Origin of the sequence: Streptomyces umbrinus (assembly GCF_030817415.1) — a bacterium.
GTDB lineage: Bacteria > Actinomycetota > Actinomycetes > Streptomycetales > Streptomycetaceae > Streptomyces > Streptomyces umbrinus_A.
Genome location: NZ_JAUSZI010000002.1, coordinates 3,494,041 through 3,515,333, shown reverse-complemented (window position 1 = coordinate 3,515,333; position 21,293 = coordinate 3,494,041). Strand labels below are relative to the sequence as shown.

Sequence of the window (21,293 nt, the reverse complement as noted above, 5' to 3'; positions counted from 1 at the left end):
CGGTTCGAGTGGCGGCACCAGGGGTACGTAGACGTCAGCGCCCCCCGGTACGCTTCAGATATGAGCGCTGTTCCTCGTTCCGAAAAGCCGGCGGGCCGGTTCCGGCGGATGATCGACCGGCTCTCCTCGTCCCAGGAGGACCTGGAGTCGGAGGAGCTGCGCGAGGACACAGAGACCGCGGGCTGTACGCGTATCGGTGACTGCCGTGACCGACAGGTGGTCACCGTTACTGGTACCTTGCGCACGGTCACCCTGCGCCCTAGGGCCGGTGTCCCGGCCCTGGAGGCCGAGCTGTTCGACGGTTCGGCCGCCCTGGACGTGGTGTGGCTCGGCAGGCGCTCCATAGTGGGGATAGAACCGGGGCGCAAGCTGATCGCATCGGGCCGGATCTCGATGAGCCGGGGCCGCCGGGTGCTGTTCAATCCCAAATACGAACTCAGACCCCTCGGACGGGAGTAGCCGGTGACGTCGCTCGACAAGCCGACCGAAGACGCCCAGCGGGATTCGCGGGCGGTGACCGAGGCCGCGCTCTTCGAGGCGTTCGGCGGTCTGCGGGGCATGATCGAGACGGTCGTGCCGGGCCTGCTCTTCGTCACGATCTTCACGATCAACAAGGATCTGCACTCGGCGGCCATCGCGGCCCTCGGTGTCTCGATCCTGCTGGTCGTGGTCCGCCTGGTCATGAAGGACACCGTCAAGCACGCCTTCAGCGGCGTCTTCGGTGTGGCCTTCGGCGTGGTCTTCGCGATGATGACGGGCAACGCGAAGGACTTCTATCTGCCGGGCATGCTCTACACGCTCGGACTCGCCCTCGCCTACATCATCACGACGCTTGCGGGAGTTCCGCTGATCGGGCTCATTCTCGGCCCGGTCTTCAAGGAGAACCTCTCCTGGCGTACGCGTAACCCTGGGCGCAAGACGGCGTACGCGAAGGCCAGTTGGGCCTGGGGACTCATCCTGCTCGCCAAGTGCGCGATCCTGTTCCCGCTCTACTGGTGGGCCGACACGACTCAGTTCGGCTGGGTCCTGATCGCCCTGAAGATCCCGCCCTTCCTGCTCGCGGTCTGGCTCACGTGGGTCTTCCTGGCGAAGGCTCCGCCGCCGATCGATGTCTTCGCCGAGATGGAGGCGGAGGAGCGCGCGGAGAAGGAGCGGGAAGCGGCGGCTCGGTCTGCGGACTAGGCGCCGGTGCCTGTGTGGGCCGCTGGGGGCTGCGCTCCCAGACCCCCGCTATCGGCCTGAACGGCCTCGTCCTCAAACGCCGGACGCGCTGGATGGTGCCGGACCAGGCTAAGAGGTGATTCCGGACCAGTCCGAGAGGTGGTCCCGGACCAAACCGACAAGTGGAGGGGCGCTCGGAGACATCTCCGAGCGCCCCTCCACTTGTCTCCGTGCGTCAGCCGTCCGTGGTCAGCCCGTCGTCTCCTCGCGACGCACCGACAGCAGGTCCTCCAGCTGTTCCTCGCGGGCCTGGGCCGCCACGAAGAGGAGTTCGTCGCCTGCTTCCAGGGAGTCCTCCGGGGTGGGGGTGAGGACCCGGGTGCCGCGGATGATGGTGACGAGGGACGTGTCCTCGGGCCAGGCCACTTCGCCGACCTGGGTGCCGGCCAGGGCCGACTCCGGGGGCAGGGTCAGTTCGACGAGGTTGGCGTCGCCGTGGCTGAAGCGGAGCAGGCGGACCAGGTCGCCGACGCTCACCGCCTCCTCGACCAGGGCCGACATCAGACGGGGGGTCGAGACGGCGACGTCCACACCCCACGACTCGTTGAACAGCCATTCGTTCTTGGGGTTGTTGACGCGGGCGACGACCCGCGGAACCCCGTACTCCGTCTTGGCGAGGAGCGACACGACGAGGTTCACCTTGTCGTCGCCCGTCGCCGCGATGACCACGTTGCACCGCTGCAGCGCGGCCTCGTCCAGCGAAGTGATCTCGCAGGCGTCGGCGAGCAGCCACTCCGCCTGCGGGACGCGCTCGACCGAGATGGCGGTCGGCGCCTTGTCGATCAGCAGGACCTCGTGCCCGTTCTCCAGGAGCTCGCCCGCGATCGAGCGGCCCACCGCACCGGCACCGGCAATGGCGACCCTCATCAGTGACCGCCTTCTTCCTCGGGGCCCTCGGCGAACGACGCCTCGACCTTCTCGACGTCGTCCGTACGCATCATCACGTGCACCAGGTCGCCCTCCTGCAGCACCGTCTGCGAGGTGGGCAGCACCGCCTCGCCCAGCCGGGTGAGGAAGGCCACGCGCACACCGGTCTCCTCCTGGAGCCGGCTGATCCGCTGGCCGACCCACGCCGTGGACGCGTGCACCTCGGCGAGCTGCACCCCGCCCGTGGGGTCGCGCCACAGCGGCTCGGCGCCCGAGGGCAGCAGCCGGCGCAGCATCTGGTCGGCGGTCCAGCGGACGGTGGCGACCGTCGGAATGCCCAGGCGCTGGTAGACCTCGGCACGGCGGGGGTCGTAGATGCGCGCCGCGACGTTCTCGATGCCGAACATCTCGCGGGCCACCCGGGCGGCGATGATGTTCGAGTTGTCACCGCTGGAGACGGCGGCGAAGGCGCCGGCGTCCTCGATGCCCGCCTCGCGCAGGGTGTCCTGGTCGAAGCCGATGCCGGTGACACGACGGCCGCCGAACCCGGAGCCCAGTCGTCGGAAGGCGGTGGGGTCCTGGTCGATCACGGCGACCGTATGCCCCTGTTGCTCCAGGGTCTGGGCAAGAGCGGAACCCACTCTTCCGCAGCCCATGATGACGATGTGCACGACCGTCCTTCCGGTGTGAAAAGTTGCTGATCAGGCTGAAACGCTAAGACAGCGTCTCAGACCGACGCCCAAGCTACACACGCGCGGTCCGCGGGGGGCACCCCCGCGCACGATCGCCTGCGGGATCCCGGCGATCAGCGGCGGCTGATGCTGCGCACGCTGACGAGAGTGAGGATCCCGAGGCCTACGAGTCCGGCGGCGGCGCCGATGAGTTCCGCGGTGGCGTGCATGGAACCTCCATGAAGTGGCAAGGGGCGGCAAAGTTTTGGCTTTTTTCATATAGGCATGGGGCTTCGCCCGGCGGTGGAATCCGCAACCGGGCCCGTACGGGATTTCACTCGGAGGGCAGACGAAGGACGGGCGCGCTGTCCTTCGAGCGACGCCGAGGGCGGGGGAGGGTGGGCGTGGCCGTGTTCGACCGCTTACGATCCTCTGCGTGTCCAAACTGACCGACGTGCCCAAACGGATCTTGATCGGGCGCGCACTGCGCAGTGACCGGCTCGGAGAGACACTCCTGCCGAAGCGCATCGCACTCCCCGTCTTCGCTTCCGACCCGCTCTCCTCCGTGGCGTACGCGCCGGGAGAAGTGCTGCTCGTCCTTTCCATCGCGGGCGTGTCGGCCTATCACTTCAGCCCCTGGATCGCCGTCGCGGTCGTCGTGCTGATGTTCACCGTCGTCGCCTCCTACCGGCAGAACGTGCACGCCTACCCCAGCGGCGGCGGTGACTACGAGGTGGCCAACACCAACCTCGGCCCCAAGGCCGGCCTCACCGTCGCCAGCGCGCTGCTCGTCGACTACGTCCTGACCGTCGCGGTGTCGATCTCGTCCGGCATCGAGAACCTCGGCTCGGCGATCCCGTTCGTCGTCGAACACAAGGTGCTCTGCGCGATCGCCGTCATCGTGCTGCTCACGCTGATGAACCTGCGCGGGGTCAAGGAGTCCGGGAAGCTCTTCGCGATCCCGACGTACGTCTTCGTGGTGGGCGTCTTCCTGATGATCGCGTGGGGTGCCTTCCGCGGGTTCGTCCTGGACGACACCATGAAGGCGCCGACCGCCGACTTCGAGATCAAGGCAGAGCACCAGGGGCTCGCGGGCTTCGCCCTCGTCTTCCTGCTGCTGCGCGCCTTCTCCTCCGGCTGTGCCGCGCTCACCGGTGTCGAGGCCATCTCCAACGGCGTCCCGGCCTTCCGCAAGCCCAAGTCCAAGAACGCGGCGAGCACGCTCGCCGCCATGGGCCTGCTCGCCGTCACCATGTTCTGCGGCATCATCGGCCTGGCCATGGCGACCAACGTCCGCATGGCCGAGAACCCGGCCCACGACCTGCTGAAGAACGGGGTCGAGGTCGGCGCCGACTACGTCCAGAACCCGGTCATCTCCCAGGTGGCCGAGGCCGTGTTCGGCGACGGCAGCTTCCTGTTCATCGTGCTCGCCGCGGCCACCGCGCTCGTGCTCTTCCTCGCCGCGAACACCGCGTACAACGGTTTCCCGCTGCTCGGCTCGATCCTCGCGCAGGACCGCTACCTGCCGCGCCAGCTGCACACCCGTGGCGACCGGCTCGCCTTCTCGAACGGCATCGTGCTGCTCGCCGGCGCGGCCATCCTGCTCGTCTGGGTCTACGGCGCCGACTCGACGCGGCTCATCCAGCTCTACATCGTCGGCGTGTTCGTGTCCTTCACGCTCAGCCAGACCGGCATGGTCCGGCACTGGAACCGCCACCTGGCCACCGAGAAGGACCAGGCCAAGCGCCGACACATGGTCCGCTCCCGGGCCATCAACGCGTTCGGCGCCTTCTTCACCGGCCTCGTCCTGGTCGTCGTCCTCGTCACCAAGTTCACGCACGGCGCCTGGGTCGCGCTGCTCGGCATGGTGATCTTCTACGCCACGATGTCCGCGATCCGGAAGCACTACGACCGCGTCGCCGAGGAGATCGCCGCGCCCGAGGGCCCGTCCGACGACAGCGTGCGCCCCTCCCGGGTCCACTCCGTCGTGCTGATCTCGAAGATCCACCGGCCGACACTGCGGGCCCTCGCGTACGCCAAACTGATGCGCTCGGACACCCTGGAGGCGCTCAGCGTCAACGTCGACCCGGCCGAGACGAAGGCCCTGCGCGAGGAGTGGGAGCGGCGCGGCATCGACGTACCGCTGAAGGTCCTCGACTCGCCGTACCGCGAGATCACTCGGCCGGTCATCGAGTACGTGAAGGGGCTGCGCCGTGAGTCGCCGCGCGACGCGGTGTCGGTGATCATCCCCGAGTACGTGGTCGGCCACTGGTACGAGCAGCTGCTGCACAACCAGAGCGCGCTGCGGCTCAAGGGGCGGCTGCTGTTCACGCCGGGCGTGATGGTGACGTCCGTCCCGTACCAGCTGGAGTCGTCCGAGGTGGCCAAGAAGCGGGCCCGCAAGCGGCAGGACTGGAACGCGCCGGGTTCCGTGCGGCGTGGGCCGGCCGAGGACCGGCCGAAGGAGCCGTCGTCCCCGAAGAGCTGAGAAGCGGGGGCAGGGGGCCCACGGGCTCGTGGTGAGCGGCCGGGCGGTGTCCACGTAGACTGGTGGGCTGTTGTCCGGCCGTTCCCCATTTCGCATCTGGAGTCACCCCGCCATGCAGGCAGAACCGAAGAAATCGCCGGCGGGGTCGCTCGTGGGTCAGGAGTACGAGGTCGAGATCGGCCCCGTCGCGCACGGCGGGCACTGCATCGCCCGTACGGACGCCGGCCAGGTCCTCTTCGTACGGCATGCGCTGCCCGGCGAGCGGGTCGTCGCGCGGGTGACGGACGGCGAGGAGGACTCGCGCTTCCTGCGGGCGGACGCGGTGACCGTGCTGGAGGCGTCCAAGGACCGCGTCGAGGCGCCCTGTCCGTACGCCGGGCCGGGCCGCTGCGGTGGCTGCGACTGGCAGCACGCCAAGCCGGGCGCACAGCGTCGACTCAAGGGCGAGGTCGTCGCCGAGCAGCTCCAGCGGCTCGCGGGCCTCACCCCGGAGGAGGCCGGCTGGGACGGCACGGTGATGCCGGCCGAGGGCGACAAGCTGCCCGCCGGTGAGGTCCCCGCCTGGCGTACGCGCGTGCAGTACGCGGTCGACGAGGACGGCAACGCCGGTCTGCGCCGCCACCGTTCGCACGAGGTCGAGCCCATCGAGCACTGCATGATCGCCGCGCCCGGGGTCTCCGAGCTGGGCATCGAGGAGCGCGACTGGTCCGGCATGGAGTCGGTCGAGGCGATCGCGGCGACCGGTTCGCAGGACCGCATGGTGATCCTCGAACCGCGGCCCGGCGCCCGCCTGCCCCTCGTCGAACTCGACAAGCCCGTCTCCGTGATGCGCGTCGAGGAGCACGACGGCGGTATCCACCGGGTCCACGGCCGCGCCTTCGTCCGCGAGCGCGCCGACGGCCGTACGCACCGGGTCGGCAGCGGCGGCTTCTGGCAGGTCCACCCGATGGCGGCCGACACCCTGGTCAAGGCCGTCATGCAGGGCCTGCTCCCGCGCAAGGGCGACATGGCCCTCGACCTCTACTGCGGCGTCGGCCTCTTCGCCGGCGCGCTGGCCGACCGCCTCGGCGACAAGGGCGCGGTCCTCGGCATCGAGTCCGGCAAGCGCGCGGTGGAGGACGCCAAGCACAACCTCGCCGCGTTCGACCGCGTGCGCATCGAACAGGGCAAGGTCGAGACGGTCCTCCCGCGCACCGGCATCACCGAGGTCGACCTCATCGTCCTCGACCCGCCCCGCGCCGGCGCCGGCAAGAAGACGGTCCAGCACCTGGCCTCCCTCGGCGCCCGCAAGATCGCGTACGTCGCCTGCGATCCGGCCGCGCTGGCACGGGACCTGGCGTACTTCCGGGAGGGCGGATACCGGGTGCGGACGCTGCGGGCGTTCGATCTGTTTCCGATGACGCACCATGTGGAGTGCGTGGCGATTCTGGAGCCCGTCTCGAAGGGTGCCTGAACCGGCTGAATCGGGGAGCTCTGGGTTCTCGTAGCCGCTGTCGTGGTGCGCGCGTCCGTCGAGTGAGTCGCGCTCAGTGTGGTGCGAGTGCCGCGAAGGCCTCGTCCAGGAGGTCGACCAGGTCGAGGTGGCCGTTGGAGGCCGTCCAGTGGTCCAGGGCGACGTTCAGGCAGTCCAGGGCGGCGGCGGCTCGTACGGATCGGATCAGTGTCGTGGACCGGGAGGAGTCGTCGCGCTCGGCCAGGGCCTCGGTCAGGGCCGGGCGCCAGCCGTGTTGCTTCTCCAGTTGGCGGGCGCACAGGGCCGGGGTGTCCTGCACGAGGCGTGTCATCGCCAGGGAGCCGGCCGGGTCCAGGCGGTAGCGCTCGACGACAGTGTCCAGGGCCCGGCGCAGGGCCGTCCAGTCGTCCTCGTCGGCGGGGCGGGCCCGTAGGGCGTCGGCGACCTGGGTGCCGTGGGCGTTGAAGGCGCCGAGGACCGCGTCCTCCTTGGTGCCGAAGTAGCGCAGAAAGGTGCTGCGGGACACCCCGGCAGCCGCTGCCAGGTCGTCCAGGGTGACCTTGGCGAAGCCCTCCTGACGGAACAACTCGAAGGCCACCTGGGCCAGTTCGGCCCGCACGGCCGCCCTGGCGATGTCTCGTGTGTTCGTACGCGCCGCTCCACTCACCCCGTGATCGTACCGCTTGACCGACCCTGGATCGCAGGAGAGAGTCTTGGTTGCGTGTGTGACACTGAGTTTCACCCATGGGCTCAAGTGTCAGCGATTGCTATCGATCCTCATCGAAAGGGAGATCCGACACCGTGACCCAGACTCTTGGAATCATCGGCAGCGGCATGATCGGCGGAGCGCTGGCCCGCCTCGCCGTCGCCGTCGGACTGAACGTCGTCGTGAGCAACTCGCGTGGCCCGGACACCCTCGCCGACCTCGTCGGCGAGCTCGGCGAGCGCGCCCGCGCCGCCCTGCCTGCCGAAGCCGCGCGGGCCGGTGACCTGGTGGTGGCGACCGTCCCGCTGCGCGCCTACGACCGGTTGCCCGTGGAAGCCCTGGCGGGCAGGACGGTGATCGACACGATGAACTACTACCCGGACCGCGACGGCCGCATCGCCGAGCTGGACTCGGGCGAGCTGACCTCCAGCGCCCTCGTGCAGCGGCATCTGGAAGGTGCGCGCCTGGTCAAGGCGTTCAACAACATCGACTTCCGGCGCCTGTTCACCAGTGCCCGGACCGCCGGTGCCGCCGACCGCAGCGCCCTGCCCGTCGCCGGTGACGACCCCGCCGCCAAGGCGGACGTGGCCCGCCTCCTCGACGTTCTCGGCTACGACGCGGTCGACATCGGCACCCTCGCCGACAGTTGGCGCATCGAACCCAACACCCCGGTCTACGTCCAGCCGTACATGGCGGAGCGGCCCGAGGGGCTGAGTGAGGAAGAGATGGGGCGCTGGTTCTTCGAGACTCCCGGCGTTCCGGTGCCCGCCGCCCGGGTGAAGGAGCTCGCGGACGCTGCTGTCCGGGGCCCGGTGGGCGCCCCTCCCTCGGCCGTCCCCAGGCGCTGAGTCCGGCACCTTCGGTACGAGGTACGGGAGTTGTGAGGCTGCCTCCTAACTCCCGTGCCGGGGTTCTGGACGCGTCGCGCGTCCGTTGCGGAAGTCCTGATCTCAACTCCTCGGCCAGGGGCGCCCGTCGTAGCGTTCGACGTCCCGGTTCAGGCGGCTGAGCAGGGTTGCGAACTCGGCGACCTCCTCGGGTGTCCAGTCGGCCACCACCTTCTCCAGCCCCCGGATGTTCTCGGCGCGGTCGCCGGTCAGGCGTCGCTCGCCCTCGGCGGTGATGGCGAACTTGCGGGCGACGCCCCCGTCCGGGTCGGGGATGCGCTCGACGACACCGGCCCGCAGCATGGCGGCGGTCTGCCGGTTGAGGGTGGAGACGTCCAGGCCGAAGGCGGCGCTGAGCCGGCCGATGGACATCGGTCCCTCCGCCCGGATGCGGCTGAGCAGGAGATAGGCGCTGCGGTCGAGCCGCCCGTGCAGACCCCGTGCGTGCGGGGTGAGCAGGTGGATGTGCCGCCCGAGCAGCATGGCCTCGAACTCGACCAGGGGTGTCGGCTTGTCCATGCGGGGTTCCTTGGTTCCTGGGTCGGCGTTCTGGACCTGCTGGGGCGTCCCCCTCCTGGTCCGCGCGGCATGGCACCGCACCGCACTGCATCGCCGGTCGGGGGCGGCACCGCGGGCGATATGCATGATGCACTGGGCATGTACGATGCACATTCTATGCATGCCGCATTCCTGCCGTGCAGTGCGTCGCGCCCACCGTGATCCGGAAGCGCAAGAGGGAGAGTCCCCCCGTGGAAAGTCCTGACAGTCCCAAGGCCGAGTCCCGCTCAGGCGGTGTCGTCGGCATCCTCGCCTTCGCGGGCATCGTGGCCGCGCTCACGCAGACCCTGGTCGTGCCGCTGATCGGGGACCTGCCGAAGCTGCTCGACACCAGCGCCTCGAACGCCTCGTGGGTGATCACCGCCACGCTGCTGGCCGCGGCGGTGGCGACGCCCGTCGCGGGACGCCTCGGTGACATGTACGGCAAGCGGCGCATGCTCCTGGCCTCGCTGATACCGCTCGTCGTCGGCTCGATCGTCTGCGCCCTGTCCTCCTCGGTGATCCCGATGATCACCGGACGTGGTCTGCAGGGCCTCGGCATGGGCGTGGTGCCCCTGGGCATCAGCCTCCTGCGCGACGTGGTGCCGAAGGAGAAGCTGGGCTCGTCCATCGCGATCATGAGCGCGTCCATGGGCGTGGGCGGTGCGCTCGGCCTGCCGTTCTCCGCCGCGATCGCCGAGAACACCAGCTGGCGCGTGCTGTTCTGGGTCGTCGCCGCCCTGGCCCTCGCGGTCGGCACCCTGATCTGGTTCGTCGTGCCCGTCGGCCGGGCGAACACCGCCGCGGGCAGCAGCTTCGACCTGCTCGGCGCGGCCGGCCTGGGCGTCGCGCTCGTCTGTCTGCTCCTCGGCGTCTCCAAGGGCGCCGACTGGGGCTGGGGAAGCGGCACCACCCTCGGACTGCTCGGCGCCGCGGTCGTCGTCCTGCTGGCCTGGGGCTGGTGGGAGCTGCGGACGCGTGAGCCGCTGGTCGACCTCCGGGTGACCGCCCGCCCGCAGGTGCTGATGACGAACGTCGCCTCGATCCTGGTCGGCTTCTCGATGTACGCCCAGTCGCTGGTCATGCCCCAGCTGCTTCAGCTACCCGAGGCCACCGGCTACGGCCTCGGCCAGTCGATGCTGGCCATGGGCCTGTGGATGGCGCCGGGTGGCCTGATGATGATGCTGATGTCGCCGCTCGGCGCCAAGGTCTCGGCCGCCCGCGGCCCCAAGACCACCCTGACCCTCGGAGCCCTGATCATCTCCCTCGGCTACGGCATCTCCCTGCCGATGATCGGCACGGACTCGCCGCTGGGCCTGCTCGCGGTGACCATCGTCGCCAGCACGGGCGTCGGCTTCGCGTACGGCGCGATGCCCGCCCTCATCATGAGCGCGGTGCCCCAGTCGGAGACCGCCTCCGCCAACAGCTTCAACACGCTGATGCGCTCGATCGGCAGCTCCGTGTCGGCCGCCGTGATGGCGGTGGTCCTGGCCCAGATGACCACGGACTTCGGCGGGTTCGCCCTGCCGTCCGAGGACGGGTTCCGGGTCGCCATGCTGATCGGCTGCGCCGTGGCCCTCGCGGCCGCGGCCGTCGCCCTGCTCATCCCGGTCCCGAAGGCGGCCGCGGAGCCGGAGCCCGGCACGGCACCGGACGCCACCCCCAAGACGGCCGAGGCCAAGGCCTGACCCTCCCAAGGTCAGGGCTCGACCCGTACGTCCGTGCTCGACAGCGTCATCGGCGCCCCCGTGAAGGCCCGCAACCGGATCCGTACACCGTGCCGGGGGAGCGTGAACTCGCCGGTGGGCGGACGGAGTTCGTACGTCGCCGAGGTGCGGCGGGCGAGGACGGCCGGACCCCCTGCCACCGACCAGTAGCGGGACATGCCCTGACCCGTGGTCAAGGTGAAGTGGGGCCGCAGGTCGTCGCTGCCGAGGTTGGTGACGCGCACGGTGAGGTCGGCCAGGGCCGCGCGGCCGGCCAGGCGCTCGTCGAGCACGGTCATGCGCAGCGGAGGCGCGCTCGTCGCCGCGACGGTCACGCCGATCGCCGCCGGTGCCAGGAGGAGCGCGCTCAGCCCGGCACGGGCGCGCCGCCCGAGCCCGAGCCGCGGCTGCCACGCCGTCGCGAACGACGAGGGCGGCGCGGTGACGGCCGCCGCCACCCACAGCGGCGTCATCAGCAGGTAGTAGCCGTCCTGGGAACGGGTCGCCAGATAGAACGCGCACCAGGGCAGGACGGCCGCCGCCGGACCGAGACGCCGTACGAACAGGACGAACAGCGCGAGCAGGGCCGCGGCCAGCAGCAGGCTCGCGTACGAGTACCAGACCAGCCGGCCGCTGCCGTCGGTGAGGTAGAGCGAGATGCCCACGAGACCCTGGCCGTGGAGGACCGCCCCCTGGGTCAGGGGCAGCGCGATGCCGGAGAGCCAGTCGTGGGGCTGCCGCACGATGAAGTACGTGTTGATCAGCAGCCAGACCGTCCCGGCCGCCGCCACGAACCGGCCCACGACACGGGCGGCCTCGCGCGGCCCCAGCTCCCCGCGGCGCACGGCGTAGATCCCGGCCAGCAGGAACGGCGCCAGGAACCACGGCAGTTGCTGCGCCGCACACGCCGCCCCGAGACACGCCGCCCGCGCCAGGCCGGCCGGACCGAGCCGGCCGCCGGCTCCCGTACCCGGCCAGCGCACCACCACCGGTACGAGCAGCGCCAGCGCGACGACCGCCGGATAGCCGAGCCGCGCGTAGTCGGGGAGCAGTCCGAAACCGAGGCACACCAGAGTGGCCGCGGACCGCCAGGGGACGGGCAGCAGCCACCACATGACGACCGTGCCGACCAGCAGAGCACCGGTGCTCACCAGCGTCGCGGCCATCGCCCCGTGCCCCACCCCCACGAACGGAGCCGTGAGCAGCACGGACAGGGGCGGATAGCCGTACGTGAAGTCGTAGCCGCCGGTCGCCGTGGGCGTGAGCGCCACCCCGTGGCCGAACAGCCGGGGCCACGGCTGCCCGTAGACCGGGAGCCCGTGGGCGAGTTGCCGAGCGGCCTGTGTGGTGAGCAGGGCCTCGTCGCTGCCGCCGTGGTCCATGGCGTACGCGCAGAGGGTGAGGGTGACGGCCGTGACGAGGACGCACAGGTCGAGCCGGGCGAGCGAACGGCCGCGGCGTACCACCAGGACCAGGACACCCGTCGTGAGGATCGACGCGTAACAGACCGAGATGACCGCTGCCACGAGCGGGCGGTGGCTCGCGGCCTGCGCCCACACCGGACGCGTACCGATGAAGAGGGCGATGTCGGCGAGCAGGGTCAGGAGCCGGTGCCACTGCGCGGGTGCCTCGTCCGCGGACGACACCTCCGACACCTTCGCGGGTGTCCGCAGACCGGTTGTCGAGGGCCTTGTCTCTGTCACGTACACGGCATCGGAAGCTAGTGCGCGGTGGTGAGCACCGCGGTGCCGGTGGTGAAGAGCCCGGTGTGAGGCCGGTAAGAGCCCGTGGCTGCTGGGTGGGGGAGCGTCCCCCCCCTCACTCCAAGCCGCGCCTGCACCGCCCCTGAAGAACCGTCAGTAGACATCCCGCACGTACCGCTTGTCCGCCGCGAGTTGCTTCACGTACGCGGCGGCCTCGGTCTCGCTCAGGCCGCCGTGTGTGACGGCGATGTCCCGCAGGGCCCGGTCGACGTCCTTGGCCATGCGGGAGGCGTCACCGCAGACGTAGAAGCGGGCGCCGCCCTGGAGCCAGGACCACAGTTCCGGCCCGTGCTCGCGGATCCGGTCCTGGACGTAGACCTTGGCGCGCTGGTCGCGGGAGAACGCCGTGTCCAGGCGGGTGAGGGTGCCGTCGTCGACGAAGGCCGTCAGCTCGTCCTCGTAGTAGAAGTCGGTGGCCCGGTGCTGCTCGCCGAAGAACAGCCAGTTGGGCGCCCGGTGGCCGAGGGCCCGCCGCTCCTGGAGGAAGCCGACGAACGGCGCGACTCCGGTGCCGGGCCCGACCATCACCATCGGGGTCGCCGGGTCCGCCGGGGGCCGGAAATGCGGGGAGCGCTGTACGAACACCGGTACCGGCGTGTCCGGTTCGGCGTCGGCGAGGAAGGGCGAGCAGACGCCGCCGCGGACCTGTCCGCCGAGGTTCTCGTACCGCACGACGGACACCGTCAGCGACACGAGGTGCGGGTCGACGAGCGGGCTGGACGATATGGAGTACAGGCGCGGCTGGAGCCGTTTCAGGACCCCGGCCCACTCCTGGGCGCTCGCTCGTACGGGGTGCTCGGCGAGGACGTCGACGGCCTGCCGTCCCCAACTCCACTTGGCCAGCCCGTCCTTGTTGTCCGGACGCAGCAGCCTCTTCAACTCCCGGTTGTCACCGGTCCGTTCGGCCACGAAGCGCAGCAGGTCCGGGGTGATCCTGGTGATGTCGAGATGACGGCTCAGCGCGTCGGCGAGGGAGGTGTTGCCAACTCCGTTCACATCGACGGTCGTCGAGGCGCCCAGCCCGGCCACCTCCAGCCATTCCTCCACCAGGGCGGGGGAGTTGACCGGCCGCACGCCGAGCGCGTCCCCGGCCTCGTACGTCAGCGGGGTCTCGCTGTCCCGGGTGTCGAAGGTGAACCCGCGGACCTCCTTGCCCGCGCCGGGCAGGCTGAGCAGCCGGTTGTCGGTGAGGCGGGCGGTGACGGGGGCGGGCTTCCGCGACGCCGAAGGCGCACTCGTGCTCGGAGCCGGTGCGGGAGCGGGCGTCTGCCCCTGCTGACCGGGCACGAGCGCGGTGAGCACCTGGTCGAGCCAGGCCTGTGCGGAGGGCTCGTAGTCCGGCTCGCAGTCCGTACGCGGAGTCAGCCGCACCCCTCCCAACTCGTCCAGCCGCCGGTCGAGTCGGCGGCCGTGCCCGCAGAAGTCGTCGTACGAGGAGTCGCCGAGGGCCAGTACGGCATAGCGCACGCCGTCCATGCGCGGCGACTCGGAAGTGGCCAGCGCCGACCAGAAACCGGAGCCGTTGTCTGGCGCGTCGCCGTCGCCGAACGTGCTCGTGATCAGCAGCAGATCCGCCCCCGGCGGCAGCGCACGAGGGTCGGCGTCGTCCATCCCGAGGAGTGTCGCCCGGTGCCCGGTCGCGGTGATCCGCTCGGCCGCCGCGACCGCGAACTCCTCGGCGTTACCGGTCTGCGAGGCCCAGAGGACGACGACTTCGCGGAGGGGAGTGGCCGGGGCCCGAGGCGTGTCCGCCGCTCGTGAGTACATCCCGGCGAGGACGCCGTTCACCCACAGGGCGTGGTCCGGACCGAAGGGGGCGTCCGGCGGCAGCACCGGCACACCGGGGGCTCCCGCGGGAAGCCCGGCGAGGAATCCGGTGAGGTACTGGCGTTCCTGGGCGGTGAGGACGGGGGGAGGGGCGGGGGTGAGTCCGAAGACGTCGCTGGCTCCTGCTGTTCCCGGGACCCCGGCCGACTCAGCCCCTCCGGCGCCACCGGCAATCCCAGCCCCTCCGGCGTTTGAGGAGCGGGGGCCTGGGGGCAGCGCCCCCAGCGGGGCCCGGGGCAGCGCCCCGCTTTCGGGAAGGGGCGGGGCGGGGGAGGAAACCCTCACCACCGACACCGCACACACCTTCAACTCCGGCTGAAACGACACAGGATCAACGGCGTCACTGGTGACGGCATTGACGCTCAGATACTCCCCGAACAGGTCGTTCCAGTGGAACGGCGCGAACAGACACCCCACTTGCACCCGGTCCGTCACCACCGCGGGCAGCACGGCCCGCCCCCGCCGCGAGGCGACTTCGACCCGGTCACCCTCGGCCACACCGAGCGCCGCGGCGTCCTCCGGATGTACCTCCACGAACGGCCCGGGATCGAGCTTGTTGAGCTTGGCCACCCGCCCCGTCTTGGTCAGCGTGTGCCACTGATGCTGAAGCCGCCCGGTGTTCAGCACGAAGGGAAAGTCGTCGTCGGGCATCTCGGCGGCGGGCAGATGCGGCCGGGCATGAAACACGGCCCGCCCACTGGCAGTGGGAAACACCGGCCCCCCGTCCGCAGAGGCCCCGTCCACAGAGGCCCCGCCCACGGAACCGACGTACCGAATCGGATTCCGGTCGCCCCCGTCCTCCCTCCCCGCCGGCCACTGCACGGACGTCTCCCGCAGCCGCTCGTACGTCACACCCCGCAGATCCCACCCGGTCTTCGGGTTCCACGCGCGCTTGATCTCCTCGAAGATCTCCTCCGCGCTCTCGTACGAGAACCCCTTCTCGTACCCCATCGCGCAGGCGACCCGCGCGATGAGACGCCAGTCCGCGAGCGCCTCGCCGGGTGGCTCCACGGCGGCCCGGGCGAGCGTGAGGTTGCGCTCGCTGTTGATGAGGACGCCCTCGGTCTCGGTCCACATCGCGCCAGGGAGTACGACATCGGCGTACGCGTTGGTCTCGGTCTCGGCGAAGACGTCCTGCGTGACGACGAACTCGGCGGCCTCAAGACCCTCGATGACGGTCCGGCGGTTGGCCACCGAGGCGACGGGGTTGGTGCAGATGATCCAGCAGGCCTTGATCTCGCCGTCGGCCATCTTCTGGAACATCTCGGTCGTGCCCTTGCCGACCCCGTCCTTGCGGAGGGTGCCGGGCGGCAGCTCCCACAGTTCCTCGACGAAGGCACGTTCGTCGTCGACGAGCACGGACCGCTGCCCGGGCAGACCGGGCCCCATATACCCCATCTCGCGGCCGCCCATGGCATTGGGCTGCCCGGTGAGCGAGAAGGGACCGGACCCCGGGCGGCAGATCGCACCGGTGGCGAGATGCAGGTTGACCAGCGCGTTCGTGTTCCAGGTGCCGTGTGTGGACTGGTTGAGCCCCATGGTCCACAGGCTCATCCACTCGCCCGCTTCGCCGATCAGCCGCGCGGCCTCACGGATGTCGTCCTCCGGGATGCCGGTGGTCTCCGCGACGGCGGCGGGCGGGTAGTCGGCGAGGAAGCCGGGCATGGCCTCCCAGCCCTCCGTGTGGGCCGCGATGAAGCCGGGGTCCGTGTGCCCGTTCTCGTGGAGGAGGTACAGCAGCCCGTTCAGCAGGGCCAGATCCGTCCCCGGCCTGATCGGCAGGAACAGATCGGCCTTGTCGGCGGTGGCGGTACGCCGCGGATCGACGACGATCACCTTCGCGCCCGCCGACTTCACCCGGTCCATCATCCGCAGGAACAGAATCGGGTGGCAGTCGGCCATGTTCGAGCCGATGACGAGGAAGACGTCCGCCTTCTCGAAGTCCTGGTACGAGCCGGGCGGCCCGTCGGCCCCGAGCGACAGCTTGTAGCCGGCGCCCGCGCTCGCCATGCACAGCCGCGAGTTCGACTCGATCTGGTTCGTCCGTACGAAGCCCTTGGCCAGCTTGTTCGCCAGGTACTGGGCCTCCACGCTCATCTGCCCCGAGACATAGAAGGCGAAGGCGTCGGGACCGTGCTCGTCGATGACCGCCCGCAGCCGTCGCGCGGTCTCGGCGATCGCCGCGTCGACGGGCGCCGGCACCGGTTCCGCCCCGCGGTCGTCCCGTATGAGGGCGGTGGCCAGCCGTCCCGGCGCGGCGAGCATGTCGGCGGTGGTCGCACCCTTCGTGCACAGCCGGCCGAAATTCGCGGGGTGCGCCTTGTCTCCGGACGCCTTCAGGACCGTACGCCGTCCGTCGGGGCCCATCCCGATGTCGAGGACCATGCCGCAGCCCACACCGCAGTACGAGCAGACCGTGCGCACCTGCGACGTGGGGGTGGTGGCGCTCACACGCTGCCTTTCTCCGGCCTCTCCGAGGGGAACCTCGGTCCATGAGCGTACGAATTGCCCGTTACGCCTGTGTCACGTGGCGCGATCATGAGGAGTTACACGCGCCACACAGCCGCCGTCGGCGAGATGTGAGGGGACCCGGCGGTGTGACCGGGGTGTGAGGGGACGCATAGGGGTGCGGTCCGCTGCGGACCGTGTCGCATTGGGCCGAACGGGTGATCATGCGCAAGAATTGCCCGGTGCAGGCAATCAGTGCGATCAGTGCGAGTCAGGTCGGGGGGAACCGGTGAACAGCCACGACGTCACCGATGAACAGTGGGAAGGACTCGCCCAGGTCGTACCGCTGCGTGGTCGCGACGCCTGGCCCTCGGCGGTCGGCCACCGGGCGATACCGGAGGCGGAGACCGAGGCGCGACGCCGTTTCGTGGTGCTCCGGGTCAATGTCTTCGCGGACGCCCGCGAGGTCGCCGAGACCCTGATGGCGGGCATCCCGGTCCTCCTGGATCTCACCAGCGCCGAGACGGACGTCGCCAAGCGCGTACTCGACTTCAGTACGGGTGTCGTCTTCGGCCTCGCGAGCGGGATGCACCGGGTCGACCGGAACGTCTTCCTGCTCACGCCGCCCGGAACCGAGGTGCGGGGGTTGATGGAGGGGGCGGGGATTCCCGGGGTGTGACGCGCGGGATCCGACGTTCGGGGTGCGACTCCTGGGGTGCGACGCTCCGGGTGTTGAGCGCGGGGCGTGATTCCGGGGCCGGGATGTGACGCTCGGGGTGTTGTACGCCGGGCGCGATTCCGGGGCGTGATTTCCGGCGGGCCGGGGTGTCAGCCCTCGATCCGGTCCCCCGTTCGTAGGAAGGTTTCGCGGACGAAACGGTTCCGCCTGGTCGTGGAGCCCTACCGTCCGGATATGACCGTGTCATCTCTCGGGCCTCGCGCGCAGGCCGAGGCCCGTCCGGACCGGCCGAGCGTCACCGAACTGCGGCTCGCCGCGTTCGCCGCGCACCGCCGCGCCGGATTCCCGCTCGGACCGCTCAGCCTCTTCGCCGGACCCAGCGGCAGCGGCAAATCCAGTGCCCTGCGGGCGTACGAGGCACTCGCCCGGCTCGGCGGCGGGGCCGAACTGGACGAGGTGTTCCCGGACCCGGTCGCGTGCGTGCCCGAGCGGGCCCGTCCCGACGCCCAGCGGCGGCGCGGCTTCCGCATCGGCTGTACGGCGGACGGCCCCGAGGGGCCCGTACGGCTCGACGTCGCCGTGCAGGCCGAGCCCGAACTGCGCATCGTGGGCGAGCGGTTGACGGCGGGCGGGCTGACCCTGCTGGAGACCGCGCTGCGCGATCCGAGCCGACGTTCCGTGCAGGCGGCCTGGTACACGGCCGGCTCGTCCCCGGTGACCCGGGCGCCACTGCCCGACGACCGTCTCGGCACGCCACTCCTGCCGCTTCGCGTCGCCGGGAAGACGGACGGCCAGCGCCAAGTCCTCGCCGCCGCCGAGCAGATGGTGGTCGCCCTGCGGTCGGTCTTCGCCTGCGACCCGCTGCCCCGCTCGATGCGCGCGGCGGTACCGCTCGGCGCGGGACGGCTGCTGCGCGGCTGCGGCAACCTCGCCGAAGTGCTGTGGCGTACGCGGTCGGAGTGCGGGCGCCGGCACGGGCTGCTGGTCGACGCGGTGCGCGCGGGATGCGCGGGGCCGGTCCACGACCTGCTGGCCGAGCGGCCGCTCGGCGGGATCGACGGGACGGTACGGGCGCTGCTGGACCGGGGCGACGGGCTGCGCACACCGCTCGGGCGGCTGGGGGACGGGGAGTTGAGGTACCTCGCGCTGTCCCTGGTGCTGCTCACCGGGCCGGGCGTGCTGGAGGTCGACACGGCGGGCGAGGTGCCCGCGGCACTGCAGACGCTCACCGTTCTCGCCGACGGCTTCGACCGCGATCTGGACGTACGGCAGCGGGAGGGGCTCGTACGGCTGGCGGCGCGGATGTGCGAGCGCGGGCACATCCGGCTGGTGGGGGCCGTGAGCGACGCGTCCTGGGCGGCGGGGGTGGGCGGAGTGACGGTGGTAGACCTTGAACGTGACCGAACTTGATGTGCCGAAGTTGCAGCGCAGGCTGGCCGAGTTCGCGGCGGCGCGGAACTGGGAGCAGTACCACACGCCCAAGAACCTCGTCGCCGCGCTCAGCGTGGAGGCGTCCGAACTCGTCGAGATCTTCCAGTGGTTGACACCGGAGGAGTCGGCCCGGGTGATGGAGGACCCGGAGCGGGCCTCTCGTGTGACGGACGAAGTCGCCGACGTGCTCGCGTACTTGCTGCAGGTGTGCGAGGTGCTCGGTATCGATGTCCTTGAGGCGCTCGATGCGAAGATCGACCGGAATGAACGGAGGTTTCCGGTGGGGGAGGGGTCGTGACCGTCCGCTTGGCGCCCGCTCGACGTCCATGATGCGCCTCCGGAAAGGGACTCGAAGACCGCGTTTGTCACTCTCCGGAGTTATTGATCTGTCCACAATCAATTCCGTGTCCACAGATTTCAGGCTTCCTCTGGCTTTTCGTCCCGATGCACTTCACTCTGGGTAGTGGACAGGCGGAGTTCGGGCAGGCGTGTGAAGAGCGCGTCGGGACAGACGGGGTCAGTGCATGGACGCGGTGCGGCTCATCGGCGCGAGCAGGTGTGCCCTGATGGGGAGCGCGGACGCTCCCGGGATCATGGCGGAGGCCTGGCAGGCGCAGGCCCTCGCCCAGGCGATAGGCAGTCGGCTGGCGGTGTCCGGGCCGCCCGAATTACGGGGCGAGGCGCTGGGGTTGACCGAGTTGGCGGGGCGGGGGTGCGGGGTACTGGGCGCGCCGGTGCTCGACGTGGGGAGGCTGCGGGCCGCCCAGCTCACCGAGCTCGGCGATGCGCGCCTCGCTCTTCTCGACCTCGGCGGGCTCCTCGGCGAGGTCGGGATAGCCCTCGTCGGCATAGCCTGCGCCGCCGGCGACGAGGGGACGTACTGGCAGTGCATGGAAGCGATCGACGCCGCGGACGAGTCCCGCGACCGGGTGCTGGAAATGCTCCGAAGACTCGCGGTACGGGATCAGGGGGCGGCGGCGGGGTAGGGGGTTCTTCGCCCCCGCCGCCCCTACCCATTCCCGTCACTACTCGGGGGCCGGCCCCCGAACCCCCGCTCCTCAAACGCCGGAGGGGCTGATTTTCAGCGGGGGTCTGGGGGCAGCCCCCAGAAAGTGACGGGAATGGGTAGGGGCGGCGGCGGCGAAAAGATCAGGCGCGGTCGGATCCGTCGGCCGGGGCCGGGCGCTCGGCCGACTGTTGGAAATCCGCGTCGAGTTGCGACAGATCCGCGTTGAGCGCCGCCATCAGCTCCTCCATCTGCTGCAGCAAACCCTTGGGCTGCGACGACGGAACGGCTTCCTGGGACATGACGGCCTCCTCGGCCTTCGCCCTCCCCCACGGGGAGAACCAGCAACGCACCGGTCGACCGCCGGCGACGGGTGCCGGGCGGTCCGGCTCCGCCCGAGCCAACGATCACCGCCCGGACGGGTCACTGGCGCGGTCTCGCCCCAGGCACACGGTTGACGGATTTTCACCCGACCGGGGACGCGGAGGACCGGCGGGACCGATGCGGTTGACCGACGTTCGACCGTGCAGGATGGAGGCATGGATCTTCGAATCTTCACCGAGCCCCAGCAGGGCGCCACCTACGACACCCTTCTCGCTGTCGCCAAGGCCACCGAAGACCTCGGCTTCGACGCCTTCTTCCGCTCCGACCACTACCTCCGCATGGGTTCCGCGGACGGCCTCCCGGGCCCCACGGACGCCTGGATCACCCTCGCCGGACTCGCCCGTGAGACCAAGCGCATCCGCCTCGGCACACTGATGACCGCCGGTACGTTCCGCCTGCCCGGCGTCCTGGCGATCCAGGTCGCCCAGGTCGACCAGATGTCCGGCGGCCGCGTCGAACTGGGCCTGGGCGCGGGCTGGTTCGAGGAGGAGCACAAGGCGTACGGCATCCCCTTCCCGAAGGAGAAGTTCGCCCGTCTCGAGGAGCAGCTGGCGATCGTCACCGGGCTGTGGGAGACGAAGGTCGGCGAGACCTTCAGCTTCGACGGCACGTACTACCAGCTCACCGACTCGCCCGCGCTGCCCAAGCCGGCACAGCCCAAGGTGCCGGTGCTCATCGGCGGCCACGGCGCCAGCCGTACCCCGCGCCTCGCGGGCCGTTACGCCGACGAGTTCAACATGCCGTTCGCGTCGATCGAGGACAGCGAGCGCCAGTTCGGCCGGGTGCGGGCGGCGGCGGAGGAGATCGGCCGCAAGGGCACCGATCTCGTCTACTCCAACGCGCTCGTCGCCTGCGTGGGCAAGGACGACGCGGAGGTCGCCCGTCGCGCCGCCGCGATCGGCCGCGAGGTGGAGGAGCTGAAGGCGAACGGGCTGGCCGGCACCCCGGACGAGGTCGTCGAAAGGATCGGCCGGTACGCGGAGGCCGGTTCCCAGCGGGTCTATCTCCAGATCCTCGACCTCGATGACCTGGACCACCTGGACCTGATCTCCTCCCAGGTGCAGTCGCAGCTGCAGTAACCGGGCGGTCGCCGCGCTCCGGGAGGCCGTCGGCCGGTGACCGTCGTGGGGTTCGCCCCGGTCCCTGGCCGACGGAAGCACCTTGGCAGGGACCGGGACCGAAGCCCGGACCGAGGCCGCGAGCGTCCCCTGCCCGTGCC

The 21,293-nt window shown here is 70.6% G+C and carries 18 protein-coding genes; 11 read left to right on the top strand and 7 right to left on the bottom strand.

Features of this window, described 5'->3' with window-relative positions; genetic code table 11:
• The first annotated feature begins 60 nt into the window (after positions 1-60).
• Both QF035_RS15420 and QF035_RS15415 read left to right on the top strand, forming a co-directional pair.
• The gene (locus QF035_RS15420) at positions 61-459 is read left to right on the top strand and encodes an OB-fold nucleic acid binding domain-containing protein (protein ID WP_055615472.1); all 399 of its coding nucleotides are present in this window, start codon (positions 61-63) and stop codon (positions 457-459) included.
• 3 nt (positions 460-462) lie between these two features.
• Positions 463-1,182, top strand: coding sequence for a DUF3159 domain-containing protein (locus QF035_RS15415; protein WP_307520900.1), 720 nt, complete (start codon positions 463-465; stop codon positions 1,180-1,182).
• Between the two features lie 228 nt (positions 1,183-1,410).
• On the opposite strand, the gene QF035_RS15410 is transcribed toward QF035_RS15415, so the two are convergent.
• Together QF035_RS15410 and QF035_RS15405 are read right to left on the bottom strand one after the other, a co-directional pair.
• Positions 1,411-2,088: a potassium channel family protein gene (locus tag QF035_RS15410; protein WP_307520898.1), complete on the bottom strand. Its 678-nt coding sequence runs from the start codon at positions 2,086-2,088 to the stop codon at positions 1,411-1,413.
• Positions 2,088-2,759 carry a potassium channel family protein gene (locus tag QF035_RS15405; RefSeq protein ID WP_055615461.1) on the bottom strand — a complete coding sequence of 224 codons (672 nt, stop codon included), beginning with the start codon at positions 2,757-2,759 and terminating at the stop codon, positions 2,088-2,090. The genes QF035_RS15410 and QF035_RS15405 overlap by 1 nt, the downstream gene beginning before the upstream one ends.
• Positions 2,760-3,195: 436 nt before the next feature.
• Here QF035_RS15405 and QF035_RS15400 point away from each other — a divergent pair, with 436 nt between their 5' ends.
• Positions 3,196-5,247 carry an APC family permease gene (locus tag QF035_RS15400; protein WP_307520896.1) on the top strand — a complete coding sequence of 684 codons (2,052 nt, stop codon included), beginning with the start codon at positions 3,196-3,198 and terminating at the stop codon, positions 5,245-5,247.
• A gap of 112 nt (positions 5,248-5,359) precedes the next feature.
• Positions 5,360-6,700 (top strand): class I SAM-dependent RNA methyltransferase, encoded by a 1,341-nt coding sequence (locus tag QF035_RS15395; protein WP_307520895.1) that lies wholly within the window; start codon positions 5,360-5,362, stop codon positions 6,698-6,700.
• A 73-nt stretch (positions 6,701-6,773) separates the two neighbouring features.
• Here QF035_RS15395 and QF035_RS15390 read toward each other — a convergent pair whose 3' ends face one another.
• A complete protein-coding gene (locus QF035_RS15390; RefSeq protein ID WP_307520894.1) occupies positions 6,774-7,367 on the bottom strand; it encodes a TetR/AcrR family transcriptional regulator in 594 nt (197 codons plus the stop codon).
• A 134-nt stretch (positions 7,368-7,501) separates the two neighbouring features.
• On the opposite strand from QF035_RS15390, the gene QF035_RS15385 reads away from it, so the two are divergent.
• Entirely contained in the window at positions 7,502-8,254 is a 753-nt protein-coding gene (locus QF035_RS15385) for an NADPH-dependent F420 reductase (protein WP_307520892.1), read from the top strand.
• A gap of 102 nt (positions 8,255-8,356) precedes the next feature.
• On the opposite strand, the gene QF035_RS15380 is transcribed toward QF035_RS15385, so the two are convergent.
• Positions 8,357-8,812, bottom strand: coding sequence for a MarR family winged helix-turn-helix transcriptional regulator (locus QF035_RS15380; protein WP_307520891.1), 456 nt, complete (start codon positions 8,810-8,812; stop codon positions 8,357-8,359).
• Positions 8,813-9,042: 230 nt separating this feature from the next.
• Here QF035_RS15380 and QF035_RS15375 point away from each other — a divergent pair, with 230 nt between their 5' ends.
• Positions 9,043-10,518 (top strand): MFS transporter, encoded by a 1,476-nt coding sequence (locus QF035_RS15375; protein ID WP_307520890.1) that lies wholly within the window; start codon positions 9,043-9,045, stop codon positions 10,516-10,518.
• 11 nt (positions 10,519-10,529) lie between these two features.
• Here QF035_RS15375 and QF035_RS15370 read toward each other — a convergent pair whose 3' ends face one another.
• Positions 10,530-12,182 carry a hypothetical protein gene (locus QF035_RS15370; protein WP_307520889.1) on the bottom strand — a complete coding sequence of 551 codons (1,653 nt, stop codon included), beginning with the start codon at positions 12,180-12,182 and terminating at the stop codon, positions 10,530-10,532.
• A 210-nt stretch (positions 12,183-12,392) separates the two neighbouring features.
• Positions 12,393-16,511 (bottom strand): molybdopterin-dependent oxidoreductase, encoded by a 4,119-nt coding sequence (locus QF035_RS15365; RefSeq protein ID WP_373466951.1) that lies wholly within the window; start codon positions 16,509-16,511, stop codon positions 12,393-12,395.
• A gap of 352 nt (positions 16,512-16,863) precedes the next feature.
• On the opposite strand from QF035_RS15365, the gene QF035_RS15360 reads away from it, so the two are divergent.
• The 4 genes from QF035_RS15360 to QF035_RS15345 all read left to right on the top strand — a co-directional run bounded on the left by QF035_RS15360 (position 16,864) and on the right by QF035_RS15345 (position 19,670).
• Positions 16,864-17,253, top strand: coding sequence for a cell division protein SepF (locus QF035_RS15360; RefSeq protein ID WP_200395422.1), 390 nt, complete (start codon positions 16,864-16,866; stop codon positions 17,251-17,253).
• Positions 17,254-17,487: 234 nt separating this feature from the next.
• Positions 17,488-18,663 carry an ATP-binding protein gene (locus QF035_RS15355; RefSeq protein ID WP_307520886.1) on the top strand — a complete coding sequence of 392 codons (1,176 nt, stop codon included), beginning with the start codon at positions 17,488-17,490 and terminating at the stop codon, positions 18,661-18,663.
• Positions 18,650-18,982 carry a nucleotide pyrophosphohydrolase gene (locus tag QF035_RS15350; protein ID WP_307520885.1) on the top strand — a complete coding sequence of 111 codons (333 nt, stop codon included), beginning with the start codon at positions 18,650-18,652 and terminating at the stop codon, positions 18,980-18,982. Before QF035_RS15355 ends, QF035_RS15350 begins: the two co-directional genes overlap by 14 nt.
• A 226-nt stretch (positions 18,983-19,208) precedes the next feature.
• On the top strand, positions 19,209-19,670 hold the full coding sequence (locus QF035_RS15345; protein ID WP_307520884.1) for a DUF6099 family protein: 462 nt from the start codon (positions 19,209-19,211) through the stop codon (positions 19,668-19,670).
• A 163-nt stretch (positions 19,671-19,833) separates the two neighbouring features.
• Here the strand turns inward: QF035_RS15345 and QF035_RS15340 are convergent, their stop codons facing one another.
• The gene (locus QF035_RS15340) at positions 19,834-19,992 is read right to left on the bottom strand and encodes a hypothetical protein (RefSeq protein WP_307520883.1); all 159 of its coding nucleotides are present in this window, start codon (positions 19,990-19,992) and stop codon (positions 19,834-19,836) included.
• 237 nt (positions 19,993-20,229) lie between these two features.
• On the opposite strand from QF035_RS15340, the gene QF035_RS15335 reads away from it, so the two are divergent.
• The gene (locus QF035_RS15335) at positions 20,230-21,153 is read left to right on the top strand and encodes an LLM class F420-dependent oxidoreductase (RefSeq protein WP_307520882.1); all 924 of its coding nucleotides are present in this window, start codon (positions 20,230-20,232) and stop codon (positions 21,151-21,153) included.
• Positions 21,154-21,293: the final 140 nt, after the last annotated feature.